We start from the raw sequence: 24,555 nt of genomic DNA, 5'->3' as shown, positions 1-24,555 counted from the left end.
TATGACCTGGCAACTCCTATTGGTGGAAGACGAAGCCTCGGTCCGCGAAGCGTTCGCCCTGCGCCTTGCCGATCAAGGCTACGCCGTGCAGACGGCAGGATCTGGAGAAGAATGTTTGACCCTGCTGAAGACCTTTGAGCCGGATATTCTGGTGCTAGACCTTGTGATGCCGAATCTATCCGGCTTGGACGTACTCGAGCGTGTCAAGCAGACCTCCCCCAACTTGCTCGTCATTCTGCTAACCGCCAGGGGTACGGTGAAGGATGCGGTTGAAGCGACGAGGCGCGGCGCGTTCGACTTTGTCGCCAAGTCCATCGATATGGAAGACCTGCAGCACGCCTTGGCCAGGGCGACTCAACTGCTCACGCTGCAGCGCCAGGTTCATTTGCAGAGTGGGCAAGATGTAGAGCGCTATGCGCTCAGCCGCGTTATTGCTAAGAGCCCGGCAACGCAGTCCTTCATGAGCCAGGTCCGTGAACTCGCCAAGAACGACCGTGTGACCGTATTGCTCCAAGGAGAAACCGGCACCGGGAAGCAATACATCAGCCGCGTGATCCACTCGAACGGCGCCAGGGCCCAGAAGCCCTGTATCGAGGTGGACTGTCCATCGATTCCACGGGAACTCTTTGAAAGCGAACTGTTCGGGCACGAAAAAGGCTCGTTCACTGGCGCGACTGGCCGCAAAACCGGATTGATCGAATTGGCAGAGGGAGGGACGGTCCTTTTTGATGAGATCGGGGACCTCCCCCTCCCCTTGCAAGCGAAGTTGTTACGCGTGATCGAGGAACGTACGTTCCGGCGCGTGGGCGGGTCAGCCAACATCCCCGTGGATGTTCGCTTCATGGCCGCAACGAATCGGAATTTGAAAGAGGCGGTCACCAAAGGTGAGTTTCGTGAAGACCTCTACTTCAGACTGAATGTCGTGACTCTTATGATCCCCCCCCTGCGGGAGCGGCAGGATGACATCATGCCATTAGCCGAGCAATTCTTGACCCGATCGGCTCTTTCTCTGAGAAAACCGGTTCGTCATTTCGGAGACAGCGCACAAGCCATTCTGTTGCAATACTATTTCCCCGGCAATGTGCGCGAGTTGAGCAATCTCATCGAACGTGCGGTGCTTTTCTGTCCGACGGATACGCTCGAATCAGTTCATTTTCCATCCGACATGGAAGGATATCCCACACAGCCAGCGATGGATATGGCTCAGCCTACATCCACTTTTTCTGACACGGCGGATCCCGATCAGGTCCACGTGACCTTCCGCCTCGGTGAGTCCCTGTCTGATCTCGAGGACCGTATCATCACCGAAGTCTTGAGCCGTTCCAACGGAAATAAATCCCTTGCCGCCAAACATCTCGGCATTACCCGTTGGATGCTCGATCGCCGTCGAAAGCCCGATTCCTAAGATGGTTTGGGGTAGCCGTCTGCTCTACTGGAACTTCTATCCTACGTTATAGCTTTCCCGATCCGTGCATAGACGCACGGGCATGTGCACCTGCACTCAGTCTCTTGGAGTTCTGGTCGTCGTGATCTGAGTCTAGCCTGAGCCTCTCATCATTTTTCCTTTAACTATGCCGACTTGAGTCACAGGGCCACAGCCAGGATGTACGGCCCCCTTCTTGCTGTCTCTATGTAGTAACCAGATGAATGTGTTGAGCGCGACCGAGTGCCAGCAAGTCCAATTGAATCGGCCCCAACAATATTGAGACACCGCCTATGACAACGTATGAAGCAGAAAGAAATGTAGAGTCAGCCGAAGATGAACTTCATGATACCGGGAGTGATCAACCTGTCCTGACAGAACCGGTTGCCATACCTGGATCAGCCGCTTTCCAAGCACAATACGCAGGGCGTGATATGGCCGCAGGACTGATCGCGGGATCGATGGCCATCCCATTGACGGTCGGCATCGCCATGATGTCCGAGTATCCTATTAAGGTGGGGCTGGCAACCGTGGCGTTTGCCTGCTTGATCGGCTGGGTCAATGCCTGGTTCAAGCCAGGCAACTACATCGGCTGCCCAGGAATCGCAGCAGGTCTGGCGCCAGTCCTGGCGGTCGGCGTGGCCACCTTTGGCATGGAGAATATGGCCTTCGCGATTTTCCTGACGGCGACCATCCAAGGCCTCATATGGAGATTCAACTGGCAGCGCTATATTTTGGTGGCGGTGCCGGTCTACCTCGTCGAAGGGCTGTTGGCAGGCGTCGGTCTGAAGATCGCGCTCAAGTTTCTTACCTTCACCTATGAGCTCCCCCCAGACATGGAAGCTGCTGATTCGTTCTTGAACGGCGCGCGTATCCAGATGATCCTGATCTCCATGGTTGGTTATGGCGTCTTTGTCGCGCTCTTTTTGAAGTTCAAGAGTACGCAACCGGCAATTCCCTACTTTGTCATCATCGCCGCGGGGACCATTCTCGCCCAGTTCATCTCGGTGCCTATGCTGTCCATGGATGACACGGAGCTCACGCTCGCGCTGCCGATTCCGCACTTTGAGCGTCCCCTCACAGTTCTCGCCATGGTAGGGTTTGCAGTGATGCTCGCCATGATTGACGTCATCGAACAGGTCATGAGCAACGCCGCCATTGAAAAAATTGACCCCCTTAAGAGGAAATGCAACAGCAACAACAGCTTGCTGGCCATCTGGATTGCAAATATGGGATCGAGCTTTTTCGGCGGCATGACCAATCTGGACGGGTTAGCCAAGAGCACGACTAATCGCTTGGCTGGCGCCTATACGAAATTCTCCGTCCTCATCATTGGCTGTGTCGTGACCTTTTTTACCTTCAACACCTACGCCCTGGCCTATCTCCCAAAGTTTGCGCTGGCGATCATCATGATCTTCTCTGGCTGGAAGATGATCGAGGGACTTGTGCATGTGACCCACCATGGTCCCTATGCCATGATCCTTGCCATTTTATGCGGCGTCCTGGTCTTTAAGGTGGGTATTTTTGAAGGATTGTTGATTGCGATGGCCGTGCACGGGATCGTACACTATATGGTGTATGTCAATATTGAAAAAATGCCAGGAAGTGTGATTATCAAACGATACATTGATGATCTTAAGAAGAATGGTGGTGACGTCAGCTAGAAAATCTACTCCACATTGATCACAGGGTGAAGAGCCACGAGGATGGGGAGACGACTAGTAGCCTCCTTCACTCACCTATCAACGACCAATTAGGACGCCGCTCCATGTTCATCAAAATTCTGGCAGCGATCGACGGGAAAGACAGTTCCATCAAAGCATTGATGGAAGCGAAGCGCATGGCTGTCTCCAACCATGGAACGCTCCGCATTGTCTATGTTGCCACCGAGGATACCGACCCAAAAGCCAGTCTCAGGCTGTTGGCGCAGGCCAAATCCGCCGTTGGCGACGGAGTGACCGTAGACACCCGTGTCCTACACACTGAGGCCATGTACGGCGTGACTGGAATCGTCGACTCCCTCGCCAACGGTGCACGAGAATGGGGCGCTGATCTTGTGGTGGTGGGAAGTTCATATCGCGGAGCGCTGGAACGGTGGGTCATCGGTTCAGTCGCTGAACAGTTGATCGACAAGATTGATGCCTCGGTTCTCTTGGTTCGTTCGCATTAAAGCAAGAATCGGCCTGGATAAGCCAACCTTCTGTGCCGCACTCCCTGCAACCCCAATAGTCGTCAACATTGTAGCCGAGCATCGATGCACAGGTCTCGTGCGGCTCGTGCGCTGATGCACGGGCAATTTCCCACGCTGAGAGGCCCACTACTTCGGTGAAATTCGTGAGCCGCTATTTTTGAGGCATTTGTGTGAATCGTTTTGTTGCATACGAGCCGTGCAGACTTCAAACGGTCTGGACTCTGATTTGCATTTACCATCAATTGCCTGAGCGGATGGTCCGATAGCCCTTTCAGAGGTTGTGAGCCTATGCCGGAGAGCCCGGATTCAACAAAGCCTATTGATAGACGGGACAGTCCGGTGGGCGCGAAGGCGCCCACCGAGTGACGCGTGCAGTCCCACCCCTAAGAGACGCACGATGAAGTCCTTAACGACAGCAGAAATGGCTATCACGTCAGAGGACATGACCTCACCCCACGACATGGATAGGATCTGCTCGTCCAGAGACTTGGGTGCTGGCACACCCTGTCTTTCGTCTGAACATGAAGCGTTTCTTCGCGAGCACTACAGCACAAAACTCGAAGATCCACGAACCGGACGTTGGATTCGCTCGTGGCGCACGGAGGGGTAGACCATGGCGAGTGCGTTGACCAATAAGGCTGAAATAGAGTATGCGATCACGTTGGCCGTACTGGACTTTCACACGGAGTTCATGAAGGCCCGTTATTCCAGCGTCCACGTGCATGTGTGTGATGAACTCATCGAAGTGGCGTTGGCGAGAACCACCTCTGTTCCAGCCGAAAACCAGCTGGCAAGGTCGACTGAAGGGCGTGCGCTTCTTCGCCAGTTTCACCGAGCCATGTTCGACTCGTGTCAGAGCCTTTTGTGTACGCGAATTGAGGACGCGATCGGGGCGAAGGTGCAGCGCCTCATCGCAGATGTCGATCCGTCAGCCGGAAGAACCACGCTCATCATCCGGCTGCAAGAATCTCTTACCACTTCCACTGCATGTCGATCGAACGGTTAGACGAATTGGCTATCCCTCAAATTCGGATCGTTGTGGTTTTCATCCCTTGAACCTTGCAACGAGAGAACGCTGTCATTGTGACCACGCCGATGCAAGTCACACCGAACGAGCACTAGATCACGTTCTTCTGAGTTCGTCGTTCTGACCAGTGGGCTTTTCAGAACACCTGGCGCGTATCCCGCAATTGCCGACCTCCTGAATGAGAGAATCTCGGACCGTCACCGTCATTTTTGCCCGTTCTCGGGTAGATACGAGCCAAACGTGAGGCCGAAACCATCCATCATGAGGTCCAAAGCCGCCCTTGCGCATCCCAGCATCTATTTCGAGATGGGTCCTTGCCCACGTATCTATGTATCCATGAACCGAGTGATTGTTTACTTGTTGTTTACATGCTGGTTACATAATGGATATGAGAATGCGTTACATAACAGGTTCAGATTTGTCGCATACGTATGCGCCTGAAGGTCAACGCCATCGTCTGCCTGCAGGGAGAGAGCTGAGTCCACTTCAATCATAGGAAAGGGGTTGGCATGAACTACATACGTCGGTCCATGGCACTATTGGTCTTCATCATGGTCGGCATTGGGGGTTGCGCGCACGAGTGGTCCTCGATGTCAGAGCCACATCCCGTCACTGCGGCGGATATGCAAGCCGTCTTGCGTGATGAATGGTCTCGACACCTCTTCTGGATTCGCAACGTTGTCTTGGACAACGCGAAAAGTGATCTGAGGTCGCGAGACTTTGCGGAGAAGGCCGTGGCGACCAACACAAGAGATATGGCGAAAACATTTGCTCCGTTCTACGGGGATGCGGTCGCTGAACGGTTCCGCAATTTGCTGACGAAGCACTATGGCGTGATTAAAGCCTACTCCGAGGCCACTGGGGCCGGGAATAAGCGCCGCCAGGATGCAGCCATGGTCGAATTTTCCTCGATCACCGACGAAATGGCCACCTTTTTTAGTGGGATCAATCCTCACCTTTCCAAAGAGACGGTCCGAAATCTATTTGCCACGAATGTTGACCATCATGTGGCTCAAATCAACAAGTTCCAAGACAAAGATTACGCCGGCGAGGAAGAAACCTGGCCGGTCATGGAACATCATGTCTATGTTATTGCCGATGCCCTCACGGCCGCCTTGGTGAAACAGTTTCCAAAGAAGTTCATGTAACTCGTGCGCCATGGAAGCCGATGCGGTGGGTACGGCATCGTCATGGACGATTGAGTACTTGCCAGCCTGAACCTGATGAATGTCGATTCGGGTGACAGTTTCGACGTTCATGCGCGGCCCACTTCGGCCGCACGAAGAATCTGATGCCCGCTTGCCCATGCAATGGTATTCGGCTGCACCCTGATCGTTCGTGGCTCCGGCGTATCAGCGGAGACCCAATCCAATCCGTGGCATGCTCGTGCGGCCACGAACCGGTCCGGCTTACTTTTTTCAGCAGATCGAGCGGCTGCCTTCTGTCCGACAGGTTGGCTACGGCGTCGACGATGCCGAGAAAGCGGCGAAAGAGATGAAGAGAGAAGCCTCTTTGTCAGAACTTATGAAAGGGCGTTGGCTTGGAACCCATGCGAACTACGCCGGGCATGATTTCTGAATCGTCTTTGCCGCCGGTTTTCACAAGAGTCAGCGGCGCACTCGTTATCTCCCATGCTGAAGCTCTCGATCCATCGTAAAGACGAAGACCCGCTCTCCGAGTTGCACATCGATATCCGTGAAGAGCCCCAGAATTTTGGCTCCCGTGATCTCGCTGACTTGCTCACAGAGCTTGTCACGACCTTGTGCGATCAAATTCTGCCGAAGTCGCTTCACCATCTCGACGCCTTCTGTGGTTTTCGCCAGCTGCCGTTCGGCTGGGGTCAACACACCCTTGAGCCGAGCCACAACCAAATCCCGCACGACAAAGGCTCGGACCTCATCGGGCCCTCGCCCAAGAAACTCCTGCTCAAACTTGATAATCGCGTTGCGTATCGCGTTTTCCATACGTTCTTCCCGGTCGATTATAGTGTCGCATAATGAGCCGAACAAGGGTTGTCTTGGCACTTTCTTCTTCATCGCCGGCTGATAGTTGGGTTTTGAGGACCCAGGCTTCTGATGGTTGAGAGACCCAATGCTTGAGATGAACCTTGACGTTGTCCTCCGAACCGTATTATTCATGGTGCCGCATTTACTAATACGGCAATGCTGTCCATCCTCACAATTTCTTGTGGATAGGCAGAACGCCTGGTTCTTCCCTCATTGGGCCGTAGGGCGACAGGCAGTTCGCATGAGAGGCCGGTCGCAGTACAAGCCAACCGTCTGGGACGATTTTGCATCGTCCTACTGCGGTTGGCTTTTTTATTCTAAGAGGCGATCGTGTGTTGACCTGGGTGTTCCTGCTTGTCCCCTTTCTCCCGCTTGTAGCCGCACTGGTCGTGCTCTGTGCCGAGGACGCGACTCGTTATGCTCACGCGAAGATTGCCGCTTGGCTGATAGGGATAGCCTGTATCGGGTCAGCTACCACGCTTTACTTCGTCACAACCTCCGGCCCGATATCCATCCGGTTCTATAACCCGGCTACGGCCGCTTCATTGACCATTCCCGTTGGCTTCTATATCGACCGGCTGAGCGGGGTCATGATGACGCTGATTTCAGCCGTGAGCCTGATCATCTATTCCTATTCCACGAACTACATGTATCAGGACCCCCACTACCGCCGATATCTGGCGTTGATCTGTTTCACGGACTTTGTGCTGATCTGCATGGTGTCGAGCTCGAATCTCATGATGCTGTTTTTATTTTGGCAGTTACTGAGCTATCTGCTTTACCTCCTGGCCCATAATCATAGCCACACCCCGACCCTTGAGGGCGCGTATAAGACGTTTACTGTCCTGCGCCTTGCCGACATGGCCTTGCTGATGGGAATCATCCTCGCCTACCAAGTGTACGGTACACTCGAGCTGCCGGACTTGTTTGCACGCGCGACCGCCTCGCGCACGACGGTTGCGCTCTGGCCCGGCATGGACATCGATGCCGCCACGGCCATTACGTTACTGATGTTCGTGGGGGCCATGGGCAAGTCCGTCCAGTTCCCGCTCCACTTGTGGTTACCAAGTTCGCTATTTGCCCCGACCCCCGTACATGGCCTCCTGCATGCCGGCATCATCAATGCGGGCGGGTTCTTGATTAATCGGTTGGCGCCGCTCTTCGGCATGAGTTCCACCACCCTGCATGTGGCCTTTGTGATCGGTACCGCGACGGCGGTCATCGGCGCCTCCATGATGCTGGTGCAGAATGACATCAAAAAGACGCTCGGGCTTTCGACGATCGGCCAAATGGGCTACATGATCATGGAGTGCGGATTGGGCGCCTTCTCACTGGCTGTGTTCCATCTGATCGCTCACGGTCTCTTCAAGGCCACGGTGTTCTTGAATTGTGGAAACGTCATTCAGAAAGCCCGTTTGGAGCCGCACTTTCCCCACACGAAACACGACCAGGTGCATCATGAGGAGGGACAACTTTCCAGACTCACCTGGTCAACCGGGTTCGCGACGACGCTGGTCATCCCGCTGCTCATTCTGCTGGTGACACATGGCGTCCTGCATATTCCGCTCTTGGAATCACAGGGGACTGTCATCATCCTCTTCTTCATCTGGATCACGTCGTCGCAAGCGATTTTGACGCTCACACGACTGCGGGCGGTCGCATCCTGGAAAGTCTCGTCGACCATGTTGGTGACTTTGCTGTTCGTCATCTTCATCTATCTGTTTGCCGTCGAGTCGTTCACGGCCTTCCTCTATCCGAACCCCGCGGAAGTGGCGTCTTATTTTAAAGCGGCGGACCTTCCCGACTGGTTGTTCGACCTCATCCTCGTCGGTTCCACCGGGCTGACGATGCTCGGCTGGTGTTACCTCTATATGAAAGCCCATGGGCGACGTGTGTGGATGCCGACCTGGATCGATCGTATTCGCAATCGACTCTACGTGGCTCTCATGAACCGACTCTATGTAGACGAATTGTACGCTCGCGCCGGACGCGCCATTATGCGAGTGGTCCATTGGATCGATAAGCAGGAACAGGGGTGGTCGCGATGACGGGCCACGACCTTTTCCCCTGGCTCTCGACTGCTGTGCCACTGATGGGCGCACTGGCCGGTCGAATATTCTGTCGAGACCCACACCAACTCAAGACATCCTGCCTGCTCTGGTCCGTCCTCAGCTTAGCCCCGATTGCGGCGTCGGGTGTGGCCGTGCCGGAAGGTCCCTTGCTGCTGTATCTCCTCCCGATAGCTGCCGCCATCTCACTACTAGGACAACCAGTTCATCGGGACCACCGTCTGTCCTGGCTGATGACTTTGGTTTGCCTAGGACTTGGAATCGGTGTCATCGTCCATCACGGTGTGGTCGCTCATTTCTTCTTGTTGGCCCTATTGGCGACCACGATCAGCTTGCTCGTCCGCCATCACACGACGCTGTGGCCGATTTCCTGGTGGGGCATTGGCCTCTTCGGCCTCGCCAGCTTGGGCGTGATCATGACCGCGTTCACCGATCCCCCGATAGCATCCTCAGCCGCCTTCCTGACCTGTGTGGTCCTCATCCCACTCCTGCCGTTCCATACCGGGTATCTGACGGCGCTCACGCGCCTGCCGGGCAACCTCCCGTCTTTTGCTGCGGTTCTTCTCCCTTCCGTGGGCCTGCACTTCATGGTCGCGATACTTCCGACCATACCTATCACCATCACCGGTCTCGTCAGCCTCTTTGCCTTGGCCGGCGCCCTCTATGGGGCAGTTAAGGCGCTGGCACAAACACGCGTTCGACTGATGTTATCCTACGGCAGTCTCTCCTTCTTCTCGGTGCTCTGGTGGTTTGCCGCTATGTCGCACATGGCGACCTCACGCGCAGCCGTACTCGTTGCAGCAATCAGTCTCGCCACGTGCGGATTGCTCATCGCCTGGCAAATCATCCGGACACGATACGGGGATGATGTGGATCCACTCTCAATCAGCGGGTTGGCTTCGTCCATGCCGAGCTATGGCGTCCTGCTGTCGCTGCTCGCGCTGGCGGCCATGGGCCTTCCACCCTTCGGGGTGTTCGCAGGCTTGATGGGGTTGCTGCTCCATTCACCGATCCCTTCACTGCTCGGTCTCCTCATCATTCTTTCGGCCTGGCTGGCCGCCTCCTGGTACATCATGAGCGCCGTCCAACGGCTGTTATTCGGCGTGAGACGGAGTGACATACGGCATCACGACGTCGTCCCGGGCGAATGGGGAGCACTCGTCGCCACGATTTTGGTATTGGCGCTGCTCGGACTGGCCCCGAACGACTGGTTTGCATCCACCATGGCAACACAACCGACCGACTCGTTCTCTCGAGGCATCATATGGCAACGGTGAACGATGTGATGGACCTTGAATCGAGACGAATGGAATTGCGCGGCGTGGTTCGACTCGCCGGCGAAGTCATCGCGCAGTACTGGCCGATGCGGACCTTCGTTCACCACAATCCACTCCACAGCCTGGAATACCTTCCCTTTGAGGAGACCGTCCGACGCGGCAAGCAGTTTCTGAACGGCGACGGCTATCTCCCGAGCGACCTGTATCGAGCCTACGTGACCTCCGGTCGAGTCCGCCCCGAGCATATGGATGCCGCCCTGCAGCCGCTAACGGGGGATCAGCAGATCGCTCTCGGCTTGCGAACGGTCACGCATGGTGACGTGTTGCGAGCCTGTCTGACAGAAGGACTCTGTTCGCCGGCACGCGAGCCGCTCGATGATCAGCTGGAAGATCCCGACAGGGATGTAATTGAGCGCATTGCGCGCCAATTGGAACGCGTCCTTGAGACTTCTTCTCTGGACGAGCGAATCCGAAAAGTCGTGACTGACAATCAGTCCTCGCTTTGTCGGTGGCTGACATTGTCTCACTGGTGTGACGACACCCTCGGCACCACGATCGTGCAGAGCATCAATGACCAAATGATCAAGTGGTGCTCAGCCTTTCTCGACGAGGGACATGCCGCCTGGGCCATGCCCGATCGTGAGGGAGGTCTCTACCAGGCCTGGAAGCGCCTGGCGAGTCAAGAATGGTCGCTGCTCGGTATTGCCGACAGTCGGCGCAAGATCGCCGCGCTGCCCGATTATCCAGAAGACGTGCTGCTGGAGAGCTTAGAGATGTTGGGCATTCCGGTTGAACTGCGGCAAGATTATTTGTCGCTGCAATTGACCGCCCTGCCTGGCTGGGCTGGCTTTATTAAATGGCGCGGTGAGGAACGAGACTATCCGTGGCAGCAAGCCCACCCCGTGGGTCTGGTGAAATTCCTGGCCATCCGCTTGTGGTATGCGCGAGAGCTCGTGCAGGCGGCCTGTCGAGACTATCTGGACATTCAGGGACGATTCGAAGACATCACCGCGTACATGCGCGACTATTCGGAAGAATACTATCTGCGGCGACAGCGGATCGCCGGCCACTTGCCTGCCCTGTACGCCGAAGAAGTTGATCGGTTGGCTCATCGGAAGGGGCAAAGCTGGAGCACGGTGCTTGCCCGCTACCGCACCGACGTTGTTCCCCGACAGCAGGCTGCGAGTCGGCGTGGTGCCGCACGTCGGCTCCTCACGCTGGGCCGATCACTGGGCATTGAAGGTGAGCAGCTGGCGGAGAGCCCGGCTTATGAACTCAAACAAGCCATGGAATGGATCGACGCCTTTCCGGAGTCTGACCATGGACCAATCTGGCTGAAGGCCTTTGAGGCTGGCTATCATGACCCTCTGATCGGACAACTCATCGACGCCTCCCGACTTCGGGCAGGAAGGATGGATACAGCCGCTCCTATTCGCCCCTACTCTCAATCGGTCTACTGCATCGATGTGCGGTCGGAACCGTTTCGTCGCTACCTCGAAACAGTCGGGCCACATGAGACCTTCGGCTTTGCCGGTTTCTTCGCCGCCTTCATCCGCTACCGAGCGTGGGGAACGGAACATGACACCGAACAGTTCCCGGTCATCATGCGCGCAAAAAATGAAGTTCGTGAAATACCTCGCAGCTACCTCGATCACCAGGTGTCAAAGCACCAGGCCTGGGCCAAGTGGGTCCATGCCGGGCACACACTGCTGCATGACCTGAAAGAAAACGTCATCACACCGTACGTGATGGTCGAATCGGTTGGTTGGTTTTACAGCCTTCCGATCTTCGGGAAGACGCTCCTTCCATCTCTCTACCGGCAGATTGCGAATTGGTTTCGGCAACAGTTCGTGCCCTTACTCCCGACGACGCTCACCGTCGACAAGCTGTCACCCAGCGAGACTGGAGAGATGCTCAAGGTCGAACAACAGGAACTAATTCGGAGGGCGCTTCAGGAACGCCTCGGATTGCGCAGTGCCAGGATGACGCCGTCGCTCATTGAAGGACTCCGACAGCGGGCCCTTCAAGAGACCCATCCACAGGACGCGTTGTTCCTCGCAGAAGCCGAGAGCGTGGGCGTGAAGACAGAGGCACTCGACGCCTTCGTCATGGCCTTGCAGCGAGAGTACGACCTGAATCCACGGGCTTCGTCGCGATACAAGGAACGCCTAACGAGAACCGGGTTTACGCTGGAGGAACAGACGCTGACTGTCGACACTGCGCTGCGGATGATGGGGCTGACCAAGAACTTTGCCCGCCTGGTCCTGTTCTGCGCCCACGGCAGCACGTCGGAGAATAATCCCTATGAGTCGGCCCTCGATTGCGGAGCCTGTGGAGGCAATGAAGGCAAACCCAATGCGCGTGTGCTGGCCATGATGGCCAACAATCATCTTGTCCGAGATCGGCTGAGGAAGACCGGCGTTGACATTCCATCCGACACGCATTTCCTTGCGGGACAGATGGATACGACGACCGACGCCGTACAACTTTTTGACCTCGAAGATGTGCCCCCCACCCATCGCGCCGACTTAGCGAGACTGCAGGAAGATTTGAAAGAAGCCGCGCAGCTAGCCAGCCGAGAGCGGTGCGGCCGATTCCCTGAACTCCTACCGGCCCTCACTGACTCGCAAGCTTCAGCCCATGTATGCCAGCGAAGTGTCGACTGGAGTCAGGTCCGTCCAGAGTGGGGGCTCTCAAGCAACACCACCTTCTTGGTGGCTCGCCGTGGGTTGACAAAAGGCCTAGATCTCAAGGGACGTGTGTTCATGCATTCGTATGACTATCAAGAAGATCCCAGCCATCGCTTCCTCGAGGTGCTGCTTACCGCGCCCCAGGTTGTGGCGCAATGGATCAACATGGAACATTATTTCTCCACCGTCGATAACGAGGTGTATGGCAGTAGCAGCAAGATCTACCATAACGTGGTGGGCCGGTTCGGCATTATGTCCGGCCCTTGGGGCGATCTCCGGCTTGGATTGGCCAGACAGACGGTCATGAACGGCGAGATGCCGTACCACGAGCCGATGCGTTTATTGACGATGGTTGAAGCCCCACGGAAGGGAATTGAGAAATTGATTGCCCGACACGAAGTGCTTCAGCACTATTATCACAACGAGTGGGTCCATCTCATCGTGCTCGATCCAGAGGACAGGACCTGGTATCGATATCGACCCAGTGGAGAATGGACTCGCATCTTACAAGACGCATCAAACGTGGCATCACTGATTTCGTGACCGGAAGAACCGGGCACCGGAAAGGAGAGTCTTGATGGGCAGGGCAAGTTTGCATCCAATGAAAGAAGTTCGTGTGATCCTCGCGGGTGAGCATCGTGCATTCGTGACCGAGCTGTTGGACCGAGTCCAGGCCTCCGGATACACGATCATCGGCAATATTTCTGGAAAGGGACATCATGGTGTGCGGGAGGCGCATTTCATGTTCAGCGAGCAAGAAAGCCTCGAGATGATCCTCACGGTCGTTCCGGAAGAAAAGGTCGAGCCGATTCTTGCCGGCCTTCGCCCCCTCTTCGAACGGCATTCCGGTTTCATGTATGTCGCCGATGTCGCCGTCGGCCGACAGGAATACTTCGGAAAGAAGGGCGCGAAACCCTGACTCCTGGCTCTCTATCAGCCGTGAGGGCATCATTGACCCGTCGGTTCGTTTTGTACATGAGCCATAAATATCCCTTGCAAATTGAATAAGGCTAACTGTACAGTTGCCGAAATTTTAGCGCCTGAGGTGGACTCGTCAGGGAGAAGACGGCTGATTCGCGATCAGGCGATACTGTTTGGGGTACAACGGTAGGTGGGCGTTCAAGGTAATTTAGGTAGCCCTGCCAGGTCCTCACCAGTAAGCTGATTTAGCTCGAACTTTATTTAACAATGTCACATTTCTTATCGCCCATTTTTTCCGGGTTCCGAAATCGCTTATTTTTCGTAAAGCTAATGGTAGCGGGCCTTTTGCTGCTGAGCGCGCCATCCCTCGTCTTGGCCGAATGGTCCGCGACCGGAGGCGGGTCGTTGTTCTACACCGACAATGCCACTCTCTTTTCAGCCACACGCCGATCAAGCCTCGATGGCGATCCATCGCAACCGGTTTTGGATACTTCGGCCTTCGGACATGGCAAAGACATGGTGTTCGAACCCAACCTCCGCGTGATGAAGTTTATCCCCAATTCCTGGGGCCAGACGGCGTTCACTATCAAAGCCAGAGGATTTGTCTACGCCGTCAATCCTGAATTCAGTCAGACCGGTATTTATTTAGAAGGGGCTCATGCCTTCAACCCCGGCACCGCCATCCGGTTGCGGTTTTTTACGGCCCCCGATCAGTTGCTGGGACAGACCGAGGTGGAGCGTGAGGGTCTTACTGGGTTACAAGATGCGCGGGTCACCTCGCATATCGGAGCGGTCAGATTTGACAAACGTCTTTCCGAACATTTTGAAGTCCAATTATATGGACGCGCCGGAATTCGGCGTTTCAACGAGCCTTTTGCTGAACGAGACACGTTCTTGTGGGCGATCGGACCACGCTTGGTTTGGCATATGACGCACCATGCGCGAGTGGTGGTCGGCTATCAGTACGAGCGGGGGTTGGCGGAGGGTCGACATAATCCAGAGCTTCATGACGATGGTTCCTACGTCCAACATTTCGCGTCGGTCGCCCTCGAAGCTGATTTGACGGAGCATCTGGAATTGGAGTTGGACTTTCATTATGAACGCAACAACTTTACCAGCGGGATACCCGAGGACCATCATCATTTTCTGGGAGGCGAGAACATCTTCCTGGGAAGCGGGCGTCTTTTGTATCAACTCACGGACAATACGGCTCTGACGCTCACGGTCCAGCGGGCGAACCGCAACCTGCACACCGATCATGAGCGTGCGCAGCACCACAATACGAACGTGGGTCTTGGCGTTCTCTACCGGTTCTGAGTCCTGCCCAGGCTTGATCGGTGGTGGCCTTAATCTGGCGATTGGGTGTAAAGTCTAGGAAAATAGTTCATCCAGGGGACAACCCATGATCAGAATAGTTCCTATCTTGATTTTGTGCGGTCTTCTCGCCGCTTGCCAGAGTACCCCTGGCGTACCTCCTCCGGTCGTACATGACCTTACCCGCTTGGCTTCCGTCAAATCTATCTACATCGAGGACCTTGGGAAGGAAAAGGACGCTGATCTTATCGAGGGCTCCGACATTGTCAGTGACGAGATTAGTGCAGGATTGGCTAAATCAGGCCGTTTTTCCGTCGTCGACTCTCCACAACAGGCCGATGCTGTCCTGACAGGATTAGCTGGGTTCGAGAAATGGTACCATGGCATGGAGGGATTCTACGGGTTGGAGGGTGACCTGGATACACATTACTTAGGAGTCGGACATTTTCAATTGCTTGAGTCAAAGACGAAGCAGCCTATCTGGACACACGAGTATGAAAAAGGTTTCTTCAAGCTGCACCAAACCGTGACAAGTCGTGTCGCCCAGCAAACGGTCGACAAGTTACTTCAAGACGCCATGCTTGCTGATGGTAAGAAGGAATGGGCTCCGTAAGCTTCTACAGACCCCACCGATCCCATCCCATCATTCACCACATCAGCCAGGTAAAGAACTGCCTCTATTTTTCTCGTCTCCCCTAGTGAAACCGTGCGACTAGTCGGTGCTTCGTCTTCATCGAATAGATCTGACCTATTACTAGGGCCATTTGGGTTTATTGCGAGCGCTGCTCACGGGAGACTATAGTCCCGCTCGCATTTCTTGCTTCATTTCCAACCGACCCGTTTCCCATATCTTTCGCTTCAGGTGTCTCCATATTGTGTGTGGGTGATCAGTCCTAACATAAGGGGGAATCGTTCATGAAGGCATTCTCATTGCTTGTTGCTTTTCTCGCTGTCTCCATAATGAGCTGCGCGGAGAAACCCAAAGTCGACACGCTTCATAAATTTAACCACGCGGTTCCAAAGCACTCCGAAGTATGTGTGGCGGCCACTGAAGAAGATATTGCGGCCTTGTTTCATCGCTGGAATGCATCCCTCCAGACCGGCGAAGCTCACAAGGTTTCTGCCAACTACGCGCCAAAGTCCGTCTTGCTGCCGACGGTGTCGAGCCGCCCTCGACTCACGGCCTACGACAAAGAGGACTATTTTCATCATTTTCTGGAGAACCAACCAGTAGGACACATCGACTCTCAGGACTCGCGCGAGATCGAGATCGATTATAATTCAGCCATTGACACAGGGCTCTACACCTTCACCTTTCAGAAAACAGGCGCCGCTGTGAAGGCCCGGTACACGTTCACCTACAAGTGGGATGGCAAGCAGTGGCTAATCACCAGCCACCATTCGTCTGCGCTGCCCACGGTGGACGCGCCTCCGACTCACATCCATCAGGTTGTTGCGCAACACGCGGAGGAGTGTGTGGAAGCGAGCGAGGAACAGATCGCCGCCTTATTCGACCGCTGGAATGGCGCACTCCAAACCGGGAATGTTCACAAGGTCGCATCTAATTATGCCCCAACGTCCCTCTTGTTGCCGACCGTCTCGAGCCGACCGCGATTCACGGCCGTCGACAAAGAGGACTACTTCCACCATTTTCTCGAGAACCGCCCAGTGGGGAGCATTGACTCGCGTGACATCGAGATCGATTGCAACACGGCGATCGACACGGGACTCTACACCTTCAGGTTTCAGAAAACCGGTGCGGCGGTGAGAGCCCGCTACACCTTTACGTACAAGTGGGACGGTAAACAATGGTTGATCACCAGCCATCATTCATCGGCGGTTCCACCGAAGGAGTAGCCTGAATAGGCCAGGGGTTTTTACGGAAAGAAACGCGAGGACGGAAATGACCGATCTATTGATGGGTGATTCTTCCTAACCTTCTGACCCTCTGCTAGCCCTCTATCCCAGTGCCGCATCACTGGCGTCAGGTGGACCTACCACTTGAAGCCGGTGACGGCGGTGTAGATACCATTAGAACAGTTTCCCCCACAGCTACTCATGTGATCGTGCTTCAGCGTACACCCACTGCACCATCACACGATGGCCTGGCCCTACAATAAATTGAGAAGGAGGCTCTGAGGTCATGAGAATGAGGCCACACCCCTACATTTGAGGCATTGTGGAAGCCCGGTCGTCTCAGCGATAAGTGACAGGCATTGGTCACGACCAGCCTCTACTATGTCGCAATTCTTAAATTTGAGCCAGCATGCCAGCGATGAGGAAGTTCACTACCTGACGTCCCTGCTTGTCTATTATCTCGTTGATCGATGTGGAGGGGAATTGCAATTCACTCCGGAGGATATGCGACAGATCCGAGAGAAGCTCGCCAGCAAGATGGTGCAGATCCGACTCGGGAACGACTTGCGACTTCGCATCATCGACCGCCTGCCGGAGCTCCAGTAAGCGGCCTACTCGTCGAGGGTAGAGAGCCACGAAAGCCAGCATCCTGGTTCTCTCACTCCCCCACCCATCCCCATTGTGTTGAAAGTCATAGCCAGAGCGATCTGTGCCGTGCTCTCTTACAGATTGATAAACAACTGCAGCAGAACCATATGGTTCATCTGGTTGGCCAGGTCGGGAATCGACCGGCTGTTGAGGAGCTGATTTTGGTAGCCCACGTCCAGATTGACATACTTCGAAAACGTCCGGTTGATCCCGACAAAGACCCGGTTTTGGTCGAAGCCGGCCTGGGGTCCTCGCGCGCCGACTGTGTTCAGGTTGACAAAGATTTCCTCATATCCGACAAGAGCCCATTCTGGGGCCATGGGTAGTGGATACTGCCCCCGCAACATCGTGCGGAACCGGACGGCAGTGCCGTCCACGTGCTCAATCCAACGTTCCTCAAGGCGCGTACGACTGGTGATCGTGAAGGAGTCGAACTTTCGTTTATAGAGCACTTGCTGATAGATGCGACTTTCATCGAAGAACGGCGACTGTGGAGGCGTATGCCTCTGATTAAAGTTGCCGACCCAGGCATAGCCCTGCCAGATCGAGAGATTCTCCGTCAGTTGATAGCCGAGCGCGGGGCGAAGGATCAGCTGATCGATATGGCCGGCCTCATCCAGATCGGCGAAGCGTGGGTTGACTTCCATATAGGCAAGAAAGGATGACGGCAGCTTCACCGTCATAAATACGGGTGACCATAGGCGGAAGTCCTGGCTGAATGTCGAGGTAGACTGGGCGAAGGTTTCTGCCCCCACCAGCAGACTCCACGCAAAGGCCACGATTGCAATCCCTTGCCCCCACTGACGTGCTTGTTGATTGGCTGCTGGACACTGCATGATTCCCCCTCCAAGCTGGCATAGGTTCGATATTCTCGAGAACACCCCACATCCTATTCTCAAGGAACACGATCTCCATTTCTGCTTTTCTCACCTCATCACAACCCTTGGTCAAGGCAGACAAGTCTGTACGTCGCTTTCGGCAGACCTTGTACCTTTTCTAGACGGAGAAACGCTAGTCAAAAATGTGATTAGTGCGAGGCCTCTGGCGCCATGGATTGCGCCCGTAGCGCGTTTGTGCTAGCTACTCCTCATGCTGCCCATTTCTGCATCCGTTTCTATTCCCGATCAGGACATCGAGATTCATGCTATCCGCTCGCAAGGCGCTGGTGGGCAAAATGTCAACAAAGTCTCGACGGCCATACATTTACAATTCGATATTCGCGCCTCTTCCCTGCCGCCGTTCTACAAAGAAGAATTGTTGAAGTTGCGAGATCACCGCATATCAGCCGACGGCGTCATCACGATCAAGGCGCAGCAACATCGGACACAGGAGCGAAATCGTGAGGACGCGCTGGAGCGGCTCCGCCTTTTGATTCAGAGCGTTGCCATCCCGCGCAAGAAGCGACGAGCCACAAAGCCAACGAAGGGGTCACAGAATCGGCGGATTGAGGGAAAGAAACGGCAGGGGCGCTTGAAGACGTTACGGAAATCACTCGATGAGTCTTGATGACGATCCGATCAAGTGGCAGCAGGATTTTAGAATTGAGTTTTGTCGGTCGCTTTGGTGGCGTTGGCCTGGAGCTGCTCAAGCACTGCTCGCGCCTCAGGGATAAAGTCGGGTCGGTTGTGTTGTTGGGCGAGGGCTAAGGCATCAGTCGCCAATGTCACGGCTTCCTGATGTCGGCCATGCTCGCATCGCACCTTGGCAAGAGATAAGCGAGCATTGACGGCTTTCGGCGCTCGGCTCACAACCTGCTCCAAAAGCGCCTCTCCTTTTTCAGCATCGCCCCCCAATAGGCTCGGCAGTTTCACCAGTAATGTTCCTTTGGCCGAAAGCGCATCGATGTGAGCTGGATCGAGTTCAAGAACTCGGTTGAGCTCATTCATCATGCGGCGGAGCCCAAAGAGCGAGGTGAGGGATTCTCCGTCGACACGGAGCAATTCTCCGAGATTGCAGAATAGCGCAAAGTGGGCATCGGCGCTTCCCTCAGCTACGGCTACCGCGCGCTCCCCCATGATCTGCCCCTGTTGAAAATGGGCTAGGCGCGTCGCACGATCCACGGCCAGTCTCCCGCGATGACATGCTTCAAGAGCTTGTTCCGTAAGATGCTCGCCCGACCCTTGCGCTGAAGATGGCATCGGCAGAAAGAACAGGCCGCTTGTAAGGGTACCTGCCAGTGCGAGAGTTTTCATCCGCATCATTCAACCATTCAACTGGAGAAGGTCAAGCGCTCGCCTGTTCACCGGGAGCCATCATGCCCAGAATATTGAATCCGCCATCCACGTAGATCACCTCACCGGTAATGCCCCGTCCCAACGAGCTAACGAGGAACAAGGCCGTGTCGCCGACCTCACCCTGTTCGGTTGGACGACGGAGCGGCGCAAATTCCCTATGCAGATCGACCATTTTAGAAATGCCCGAGACCCCGCGTGCGGCAAGGGTCTTAATGGGCCCTGCGGAGATGGCATTCACCCGGATATTCTGTGGACCGAGGTCATACGCCAAGTAGCGGACCGTAGCTTCAAGCGCGGCTTTGGCAACACCCATGACGTTATAGTGAGGCACGACGCGCTCGCTCCCCAGATAGGTAAGCGTGACAATCGAGCCCCCGGCGGTCATCAACGGCATAGCGGCTCTGGTGACGGCCACAAGCGAATAGGCGCTGATGTCGAGCGCCATTGCAAACCCCTGTCGACTCGTATTCACAAATTGACCCGCGAGTTCTTCGCGCGGAGCGAATGCCAAGGAGTGGACAAGGAAATCGATCTGGCCGACTTCCTTCTGAACCTGCTGCATGAGCGACGTAATCTCTCCGTCGTGGCTCACATCGCATGGAAATGCTTTCGCGCCGGGTAAGGTGGCAGCCAGCTCCTCTACGTTTTGCTTCAGCCGTTCGTTTTGATAGTTGAAAAGGAGCTGAGCTCCCTGGCCAGCGACCGATTGGGCAATGGCCCAGGCGATGCTGTGTTTGTTGGCGACACCGATGATGAGTCCTTTTTTACCAGTGAGTAACATCGGCCCTGATCTCCTTGTTTAGAGGGTATTCATGAGCAGTACAAGGCCTGACTTTTCGCTTATATTCATCGAAGCACCGACAACTCCCATGGCTTCGAGAAAGGCTACACAAGCGAGGAGAGCCGTACTGCCAGTGGGCACGGAAGATAGCATGATTTAATGTCACTGTGAATTGACGAGATTGCGTTGTGAATGCCTCAGCGTCTTTTCTGAGGCAGTTTAGTAGAAAGTCACACTATTCCGCCACAAGAAGAATACGGAGCGCTCTCGTCCAGCATTGTCCTTACCGCGCATAAGATGCTGATTAGTTGATACAAAGTTGAACCGACGCAAACAAGAGAGTCCGGCACCAAGTTTGCTCAGTACATCTCGTGAGTGTGCCAATGGTCGGCACACACTTTTTCAACTTCAAGGAGGTAACAAGTTATGAAGCGTTTATTGATGGCAATCATGGCAGTCGCAGTGGCAGTGACCTTCAGCGCTCCTTCTTTCGCCGGTGAGAAGAAAGAAGAGAAAAAGGGCGGCCACGTCGTGGTGTCTGCTGAGGAAAAGAAGAAGGATGCCGGCAAAGCTGAGGACACCTTCGGCGACAAGAAGGAAGAGAAGAAGGGCGGCCATGCCGACACCTTCGGCGAAGAGAAGAAAGATAAGGGCGGAAAGTAAGACTCCGTCTAGTGAGGTTTGGCTTGAGGGCATTTCCACTTCTTTTTGTGGAGTGCCCTCAGGTTGCTTTTAGCCCTCTGATATACACCGCCTGTAATCCAACAATCGTTTTGCTATCTCGAATCGTCCCATCTACGATTCTTTCCATCGCAGCGGTCAGCGGCATCTCGACAATCTCCAAGACTTCGTCGTGATCCAGTTGCTGCCTGCCTTGTATCAATCCGGTCGCCTTGTAGACGTGGATCACTTCATCCGCGAATCCCGGTGCGGTAAAGATGCTGGAGAGCAGTTCAAACGAAGACGCGCGATAGCCGACTTCTTCTTCCAGCTCGCGTGCCGCACAATGCAATGGGTCTTCACCAGGAGAAAGTTTTCCCGCTGGAATTTCATAAATGAATCCCCCGGCCGCATGACGGAACTGCCGAACCAACACCACCGTGCCATCGTCTTTCATGGGCACAACTGCAGCGGCCCCTGGATGGCGGATGGTCTCGAGATCAATCGTCACGCCATTCGGTAATTTCACGGTGTCGACATTCAGCGTCACAACTTTGCCGGTATAGATGTTTCTCGTCACAGAAGACCACTCTCCTTCGCTTCTCACCCCTTACCCTTCACGCCTCACCGATTTTTTATAGAATGCCGCCTTCACCACCTTGGCTGGAACCGCTTTTCCTCGAATGTCGATACAGAGGTCCGTTCCAACGTCACTATACTTCGTGGACACATAACCCAAACCGATCCCTTTCTGAAGAAGGGGAGAAAGATTGCCGCTGGTCACTTCTCCAATGGGCGACTGCGGCGACGAAGACGAGAGGATGGTGAACCCATGGCGCGGAACAGCTTTTTCGAGTAACTCAAAGCGCACGAATCGGCGAGACACACCCGCTTGCTTCTGTGTCAGCAACACAGGCTTGCCGATAAAGTCTCCCTTCTCGAAGCGCACAGCCCATTCCGCGCTGGCCTCGATCGGTGTCGTGCGTTCATCGATATCGTTGCCGTAGAGCAGATAGCCCATCTCCAGACGCAGGAGATCCCGTGCCCCGAGTCCCGCCGGTTTCAACCCGAACGACTGGCCCGTGTCCAACAGCTTGTCCCAGACGGGGCCGGCTGGTCCGTAGACATAGAACTCGTAGCCGAATTCTCCGGTATAGCCCGTTCGTGCAATCAGGCACTCCACATCCGCGACTCGCGCCATTATGGATTCTCTAAGCTTGAGCTGCTCCAACTGTGGCAATCCAACCGCTGCGACGATCGCTCGCGCCGCTTGTCCCTGCAGGGCGATTTGCGCGATCTCCGCTGAACGGTCGGAGACCTGACAGTCAGAATCCTCCCGGCTGTGCTCCGTCAGCCACGAGACAATCTTCTCTCGATTGGACGCATTCACACACAACAGAAATTCCCCGGCCCTCGCTAACCGATAGACGAAGATATCGTCCTTGATGCCGCCCTGCTCGTTACAGACCATCGAGTACTGCGCCTGCATAGGCCGCAACGCTGCGAGATCATTGGTCGTCATGCGCTGGATGAACGACTCCGCGCCGGAGCCGGTGACGACAATGCGTCCCATGTGGCTGACATCGAAGAGGCCGGCCTTGCTCCGAACCGTGTGATACTCATCCAACACGCCACTGTACTGGATGGGCATTTCCCAGCCGGCAAAGTCGACCAGCTTGGCCCCGGCGGCGCGATGTTGTGCGATGAGCGGTGTCTGCTGCATGATCGGGCTATCGCACCCCGAGCAATTCGACGTCGAAAATCAGCGTGGCATTCGGTGGGATGACACCACCGGCACCTTGTGGTCCATAGCCTAAATTGGATGGGATGGTAAGTTTGCGCTTGCCTCCCACCTTCATCCCCTGCACCCCTTCGTCCCAGCCCTTAATGACACGCCCAGCGCCGAGAGGAAATGAAAATGGCTGTCCACGATCGACGGAGCTATCGAACTTCTTACCGTTTTCCAGCCACCCCGTATAGTGGACGCTCACCGTCTTGCCAGACACGGCCACGTCTCCGGATCCGACCACCTGATCCACGTAGTTGAGCCCGGACGATGTCGTAATGTCCTGCGCGTTTGACCCCTTTTCGCTCGCTGCCATAATGCGTTCTCCTCCTAATATCGATGTCAGAACTAACAACATGACCATTGATGAGATTGATAGAAATTTCATAGCGCGTCTCCTTCGTCTTATCTGTATGGCATGGGAGAGATTGTTCGGTCAACTGGAGTTTGGCTACGAATCTCGTTCGGCAAAGAGCGCCAGACTGGCCGTGTAGCCATGCAAGAAGTTGCGGTTTCCAATAGGACCGATCTCACCTTGTGCGAAGAACCCCGCGATCGGAATCGGTCCCAGTCGGTCGGTCGCGGCGGCGGCATCGTGATGAGGTCTGCCGAACAGCCCCCGACCTCGGCCACAACAGCTGAACATGAGCGCGCCAAGAGCAGGATGCCGATGACCGGCTCGATCGGTCGCCAACAGGACGTTCAAGTCTTCCGTGGCTGATTCCGCGTCGCGCAGATGAAACTGCACCGTTTGTCCTTCTTGCACCACCTCTCCAACCGCAATCGCCCCACTCGTTTGGTCGGCCCCCAAGAGGTTTCGAATGAGAAAATCGCCGCGCTCGAATCGGTTCCGATGCTCATCGATCACGATGCCGAGATGGAGGGCTCGATGGGCCCGGCCCCGGTCTTCCTCCTTCAACGTTTCGAACACGGTTTGTAAGCGTTCGAGTGCTGGTGTCCCCCCAAGCTCATGGATGAGATTGCCATCCGACTTCGTGACCACAAACCGTTCGCCGACTAGACGACATCCCTGGGAGATGATGGGGCGAACGTCAATCGGTCCAGACAGGCGGACACCGACCAACCCACCATCGAGAACCTGCTCATGGAGAATCAGTCGATTCATGCCGGCCTCGTGTCCACCCCCAGCGAGTCCTCCAATGACTTTGGCTCCAGGGTATCGCTCATCGATGAGGCCAAGGACTTCTTGAACGGGAGTCGTGAAGGGATCGGCGAATAACAGAATGGGCGTATCCCCCGCCCCTGGCGGAGGCCATCCGGAGAGTTGGAACTGGTCCTGCGTGGGTGAAAATGCTGACTGAAAGGCGTCCAGCCCAACGCCTGGAAGCACCGCCGCCCATACGGTCACGGCCGGAGCCGTTTCCAATTCCTCGGCTCCTGAAATCACACCCTCTCCACTGCACCCGATGAGCAATCGAGGACACAGCTGCTCGGTCAGCATACTCGCCAACACCTCAGCTCGCGCCGCATGATGGGCTGAAAAGAATACACAGACGAGATCAATCGGCGTACCACCAAGCTGCGTCTGAATCGCATCGGCAAGATCCCGGGCAGCGGCTTCCGTATCGCCCGTTTGTGCCAGGGCGTTGGCAAAACGGAAGGCCGTGTTCTGTGGGGCAGATGACGATAAACCAGGCATGCGTAGGCGTG

The 24,555-nt window shown here is 55.3% G+C and carries 23 protein-coding genes and 1 pseudogene; 16 read left to right on the top strand and 8 right to left on the bottom strand.

Annotated features, from left to right (window positions below; translation table 11 throughout):
* The first annotated feature begins 1 nt into the window (after position 1).
* From E8D52_07365 to E8D52_07340, 6 genes are all read left to right on the top strand, one after another.
* Positions 2-1,405, top strand: coding sequence for a sigma-54-dependent Fis family transcriptional regulator (locus E8D52_07365; protein TKB68798.1), 1,404 nt, complete (start codon positions 2-4; stop codon positions 1,403-1,405).
* Positions 1,406-1,716: 311 nt separating this feature from the next.
* Positions 1,717-3,087: a SulP family inorganic anion transporter gene (locus E8D52_07360; GenBank protein ID TKB68797.1), complete on the top strand. Its 1,371-nt coding sequence runs from the start codon at positions 1,717-1,719 to the stop codon at positions 3,085-3,087.
* Positions 3,088-3,191: 104 nt separating this feature from the next.
* Positions 3,192-3,593 carry a universal stress protein gene (locus E8D52_07355; GenBank protein TKB68796.1) on the top strand — a complete coding sequence of 134 codons (402 nt, stop codon included), beginning with the start codon at positions 3,192-3,194 and terminating at the stop codon, positions 3,591-3,593.
* A gap of 634 nt (positions 3,594-4,227) precedes the next feature.
* A complete protein-coding gene (locus E8D52_07350) occupies positions 4,228-4,620 on the top strand; it encodes a DUF2294 family protein (protein ID TKB68795.1) in 393 nt (130 codons plus the stop codon).
* 530 nt (positions 4,621-5,150) lie between these two features.
* The gene (locus tag E8D52_07345; protein TKB68794.1) at positions 5,151-5,789 is read left to right on the top strand and encodes a hypothetical protein; all 639 of its coding nucleotides are present in this window, start codon (positions 5,151-5,153) and stop codon (positions 5,787-5,789) included.
* Between the two features lie 190 nt (positions 5,790-5,979).
* Positions 5,980-6,219: a hypothetical protein gene (locus E8D52_07340; protein TKB68793.1), complete on the top strand. Its 240-nt coding sequence runs from the start codon at positions 5,980-5,982 to the stop codon at positions 6,217-6,219.
* 44 nt (positions 6,220-6,263) lie between these two features.
* Here the strand turns inward: E8D52_07340 and E8D52_07335 are convergent, their stop codons facing one another.
* Complete coding sequence (locus tag E8D52_07335) at positions 6,264-6,605, bottom strand: DUF2294 domain-containing protein (GenBank protein ID TKB68792.1); 342 nt, start codon at positions 6,603-6,605, stop codon at positions 6,264-6,266.
* 386 nt (positions 6,606-6,991) lie between these two features.
* Between E8D52_07335 and E8D52_07330 the strand changes: the two genes are divergently transcribed.
* The 8 genes and pseudogenes from E8D52_07330 (at position 6,992) to E8D52_07295 (ending at position 17,381) form a co-directional block, all read left to right on the top strand.
* Positions 6,992-8,695 (top strand): NADH-quinone oxidoreductase subunit L, encoded by a 1,704-nt coding sequence (locus E8D52_07330; GenBank protein TKB69436.1) that lies wholly within the window; start codon positions 6,992-6,994, stop codon positions 8,693-8,695.
* Positions 8,692-9,993, top strand: coding sequence for a hypothetical protein (locus E8D52_07325; protein TKB68791.1), 1,302 nt, complete (start codon positions 8,692-8,694; stop codon positions 9,991-9,993). The genes E8D52_07330 and E8D52_07325 overlap by 4 nt, the downstream gene beginning before the upstream one ends.
* Positions 9,864-13,226 (top strand): DUF2309 domain-containing protein, encoded by a 3,363-nt coding sequence (locus E8D52_07320; GenBank protein TKB68790.1) that lies wholly within the window; start codon positions 9,864-9,866, stop codon positions 13,224-13,226. The genes E8D52_07325 and E8D52_07320 overlap by 130 nt, the downstream gene beginning before the upstream one ends.
* 34 nt (positions 13,227-13,260) lie before the next feature.
* On the top strand, positions 13,261-13,602 hold the full coding sequence (locus E8D52_07315) for a P-II family nitrogen regulator (GenBank protein ID TKB68789.1): 342 nt from the start codon (positions 13,261-13,263) through the stop codon (positions 13,600-13,602).
* 332 nt (positions 13,603-13,934) lie between these two features.
* The gene (locus E8D52_07310) at positions 13,935-14,921 is read left to right on the top strand and encodes a hypothetical protein (protein ID TKB68788.1); all 987 of its coding nucleotides are present in this window, start codon (positions 13,935-13,937) and stop codon (positions 14,919-14,921) included.
* A gap of 85 nt (positions 14,922-15,006) precedes the next feature.
* Positions 15,007-15,531, top strand: a complete 525-nt coding sequence (locus E8D52_07305; GenBank protein ID TKB68787.1) for a hypothetical protein — start codon at positions 15,007-15,009, stop codon at positions 15,529-15,531.
* Between the two features lie 302 nt (positions 15,532-15,833).
* A pseudogene (locus E8D52_07300) lies at positions 15,834-16,334 on the top strand (DUF4440 domain-containing protein).
* An 822-nt stretch (positions 16,335-17,156) separates the two neighbouring features.
* Complete coding sequence (locus E8D52_07295) at positions 17,157-17,381, top strand: hypothetical protein (GenBank protein TKB68786.1); 225 nt, start codon at positions 17,157-17,159, stop codon at positions 17,379-17,381.
* A gap of 116 nt (positions 17,382-17,497) precedes the next feature.
* Here E8D52_07295 and E8D52_07290 read toward each other — a convergent pair whose 3' ends face one another.
* Positions 17,498-18,259, bottom strand: coding sequence for a DUF2490 domain-containing protein (locus tag E8D52_07290; protein ID TKB68785.1), 762 nt, complete (start codon positions 18,257-18,259; stop codon positions 17,498-17,500).
* A 253-nt stretch (positions 18,260-18,512) separates the two neighbouring features.
* Between E8D52_07290 and E8D52_07285 the strand changes: the two genes are divergently transcribed.
* On the top strand, positions 18,513-18,929 hold the full coding sequence (locus E8D52_07285) for an aminoacyl-tRNA hydrolase (GenBank protein TKB68784.1): 417 nt from the start codon (positions 18,513-18,515) through the stop codon (positions 18,927-18,929).
* Between the two features lie 29 nt (positions 18,930-18,958).
* On the opposite strand, the gene E8D52_07280 is transcribed toward E8D52_07285, so the two are convergent.
* Both E8D52_07280 and E8D52_07275 read right to left on the bottom strand, forming a co-directional pair.
* Positions 18,959-19,615, bottom strand: a complete 657-nt coding sequence (locus tag E8D52_07280) for a hypothetical protein (GenBank protein TKB68783.1) — start codon at positions 19,613-19,615, stop codon at positions 18,959-18,961.
* Positions 19,616-19,646: 31 nt separating this feature from the next.
* Entirely contained in the window at positions 19,647-20,438 is a 792-nt protein-coding gene (locus tag E8D52_07275) for an enoyl-ACP reductase (GenBank protein TKB68782.1), read from the bottom strand.
* A gap of 426 nt (positions 20,439-20,864) precedes the next feature.
* Here E8D52_07275 and E8D52_07270 point away from each other — a divergent pair, with 426 nt between their 5' ends.
* Positions 20,865-21,101: a hypothetical protein gene (locus E8D52_07270; protein ID TKB68781.1), complete on the top strand. Its 237-nt coding sequence runs from the start codon at positions 20,865-20,867 to the stop codon at positions 21,099-21,101.
* Between the two features lie 58 nt (positions 21,102-21,159).
* Here the strand turns inward: E8D52_07270 and E8D52_07265 are convergent, their stop codons facing one another.
* The 4 genes from E8D52_07265 to E8D52_07250 form a co-directional block, all read right to left on the bottom strand.
* A complete protein-coding gene (locus tag E8D52_07265) occupies positions 21,160-21,678 on the bottom strand; it encodes an NUDIX hydrolase (protein ID TKB68780.1) in 519 nt (172 codons plus the stop codon).
* Positions 21,679-21,708: 30 nt separating this feature from the next.
* Positions 21,709-22,821 carry a glycine cleavage system aminomethyltransferase GcvT gene (gene gcvT / locus E8D52_07260; protein ID TKB68779.1) on the bottom strand — a complete coding sequence of 371 codons (1,113 nt, stop codon included), beginning with the start codon at positions 22,819-22,821 and terminating at the stop codon, positions 21,709-21,711.
* Between the two features lie 7 nt (positions 22,822-22,828).
* A complete protein-coding gene (locus E8D52_07255) occupies positions 22,829-23,200 on the bottom strand; it encodes an FKBP-type peptidyl-prolyl cis-trans isomerase (GenBank protein TKB69435.1) in 372 nt (123 codons plus the stop codon).
* A gap of 135 nt (positions 23,201-23,335) precedes the next feature.
* Positions 23,336-24,544, bottom strand: a complete 1,209-nt coding sequence (locus tag E8D52_07250; GenBank protein ID TKB68778.1) for a hypothetical protein — start codon at positions 24,542-24,544, stop codon at positions 23,336-23,338.
* Positions 24,545-24,555 lie beyond the last annotated feature (11 nt).

Origin of the sequence: Nitrospira sp. (assembly GCA_005116745.1) — a bacterium.
Lineage (GTDB): Bacteria > Nitrospirota > Nitrospiria > Nitrospirales > Nitrospiraceae > Nitrospira_D.
This window is presented reverse-complemented; position numbering and strand designations above follow the sequence as displayed.

Excerpts from the sequence above, each read along its gene's own strand:
- E8D52_07295 (TKB68786.1), top strand. The coding sequence starts at position 17,157 with ATGTCGCAATTCTTAAATTTGAGCCAGCATGCCAGCGATGAGGAAGTT.
- E8D52_07315 (TKB68789.1), top strand. The coding sequence starts at position 13,261 with ATGGGCAGGGCAAGTTTGCATCCAATGAAAGAAGTTCGTGTGATCCTC.
- E8D52_07320 (TKB68790.1), top strand. The coding sequence starts at position 9,864 with ATGGGGAGCACTCGTCGCCACGATTTTGGTATTGGCGCTGCTCGGACT.
- E8D52_07350 (TKB68795.1), top strand. The coding sequence starts at position 4,228 with ATGGCGAGTGCGTTGACCAATAAGGCTGAAATAGAGTATGCGATCACG.
- E8D52_07270 (TKB68781.1), top strand. The coding sequence starts at position 20,865 with ATGAAGCGTTTATTGATGGCAATCATGGCAGTCGCAGTGGCAGTGACC.
- E8D52_07335 (TKB68792.1), bottom strand. The coding sequence starts at position 6,605 with ATGGAAAACGCGATACGCAACGCGATTATCAAGTTTGAGCAGGAGTTT.
- E8D52_07345 (TKB68794.1), top strand. The coding sequence starts at position 5,151 with ATGAACTACATACGTCGGTCCATGGCACTATTGGTCTTCATCATGGTC.
- E8D52_07285 (TKB68784.1), top strand. The coding sequence starts at position 18,513 with ATGCTGCCCATTTCTGCATCCGTTTCTATTCCCGATCAGGACATCGAG.
- E8D52_07290 (TKB68785.1), bottom strand. The coding sequence starts at position 18,259 with ATGCAGTGTCCAGCAGCCAATCAACAAGCACGTCAGTGGGGGCAAGGG.
- E8D52_07365 (TKB68798.1), top strand. The coding sequence starts at position 2 with ATGACCTGGCAACTCCTATTGGTGGAAGACGAAGCCTCGGTCCGCGAA.
- E8D52_07305 (TKB68787.1), top strand. The coding sequence starts at position 15,007 with ATGATCAGAATAGTTCCTATCTTGATTTTGTGCGGTCTTCTCGCCGCT.
- E8D52_07275 (TKB68782.1), bottom strand. The coding sequence starts at position 20,438 with ATGTTACTCACTGGTAAAAAAGGACTCATCATCGGTGTCGCCAACAAA.
- E8D52_07360 (TKB68797.1), top strand. The coding sequence starts at position 1,717 with ATGACAACGTATGAAGCAGAAAGAAATGTAGAGTCAGCCGAAGATGAA.
- E8D52_07250 (TKB68778.1), bottom strand. The coding sequence starts at position 24,544 with ATGCCTGGTTTATCGTCATCTGCCCCACAGAACACGGCCTTCCGTTTT.
- E8D52_07310 (TKB68788.1), top strand. The coding sequence starts at position 13,935 with ATGGTAGCGGGCCTTTTGCTGCTGAGCGCGCCATCCCTCGTCTTGGCC.
- E8D52_07355 (TKB68796.1), top strand. The coding sequence starts at position 3,192 with ATGTTCATCAAAATTCTGGCAGCGATCGACGGGAAAGACAGTTCCATC.
- E8D52_07325 (TKB68791.1), top strand. The coding sequence starts at position 8,692 with ATGACGGGCCACGACCTTTTCCCCTGGCTCTCGACTGCTGTGCCACTG.
- gcvT (TKB68779.1), bottom strand. The coding sequence starts at position 22,821 with ATGCAGCAGACACCGCTCATCGCACAACATCGCGCCGCCGGGGCCAAG.
- E8D52_07280 (TKB68783.1), bottom strand. The coding sequence starts at position 19,615 with ATGAAAACTCTCGCACTGGCAGGTACCCTTACAAGCGGCCTGTTCTTT.
- E8D52_07255 (TKB69435.1), bottom strand. The coding sequence starts at position 23,200 with ATGGCAGCGAGCGAAAAGGGGTCAAACGCGCAGGACATTACGACATCG.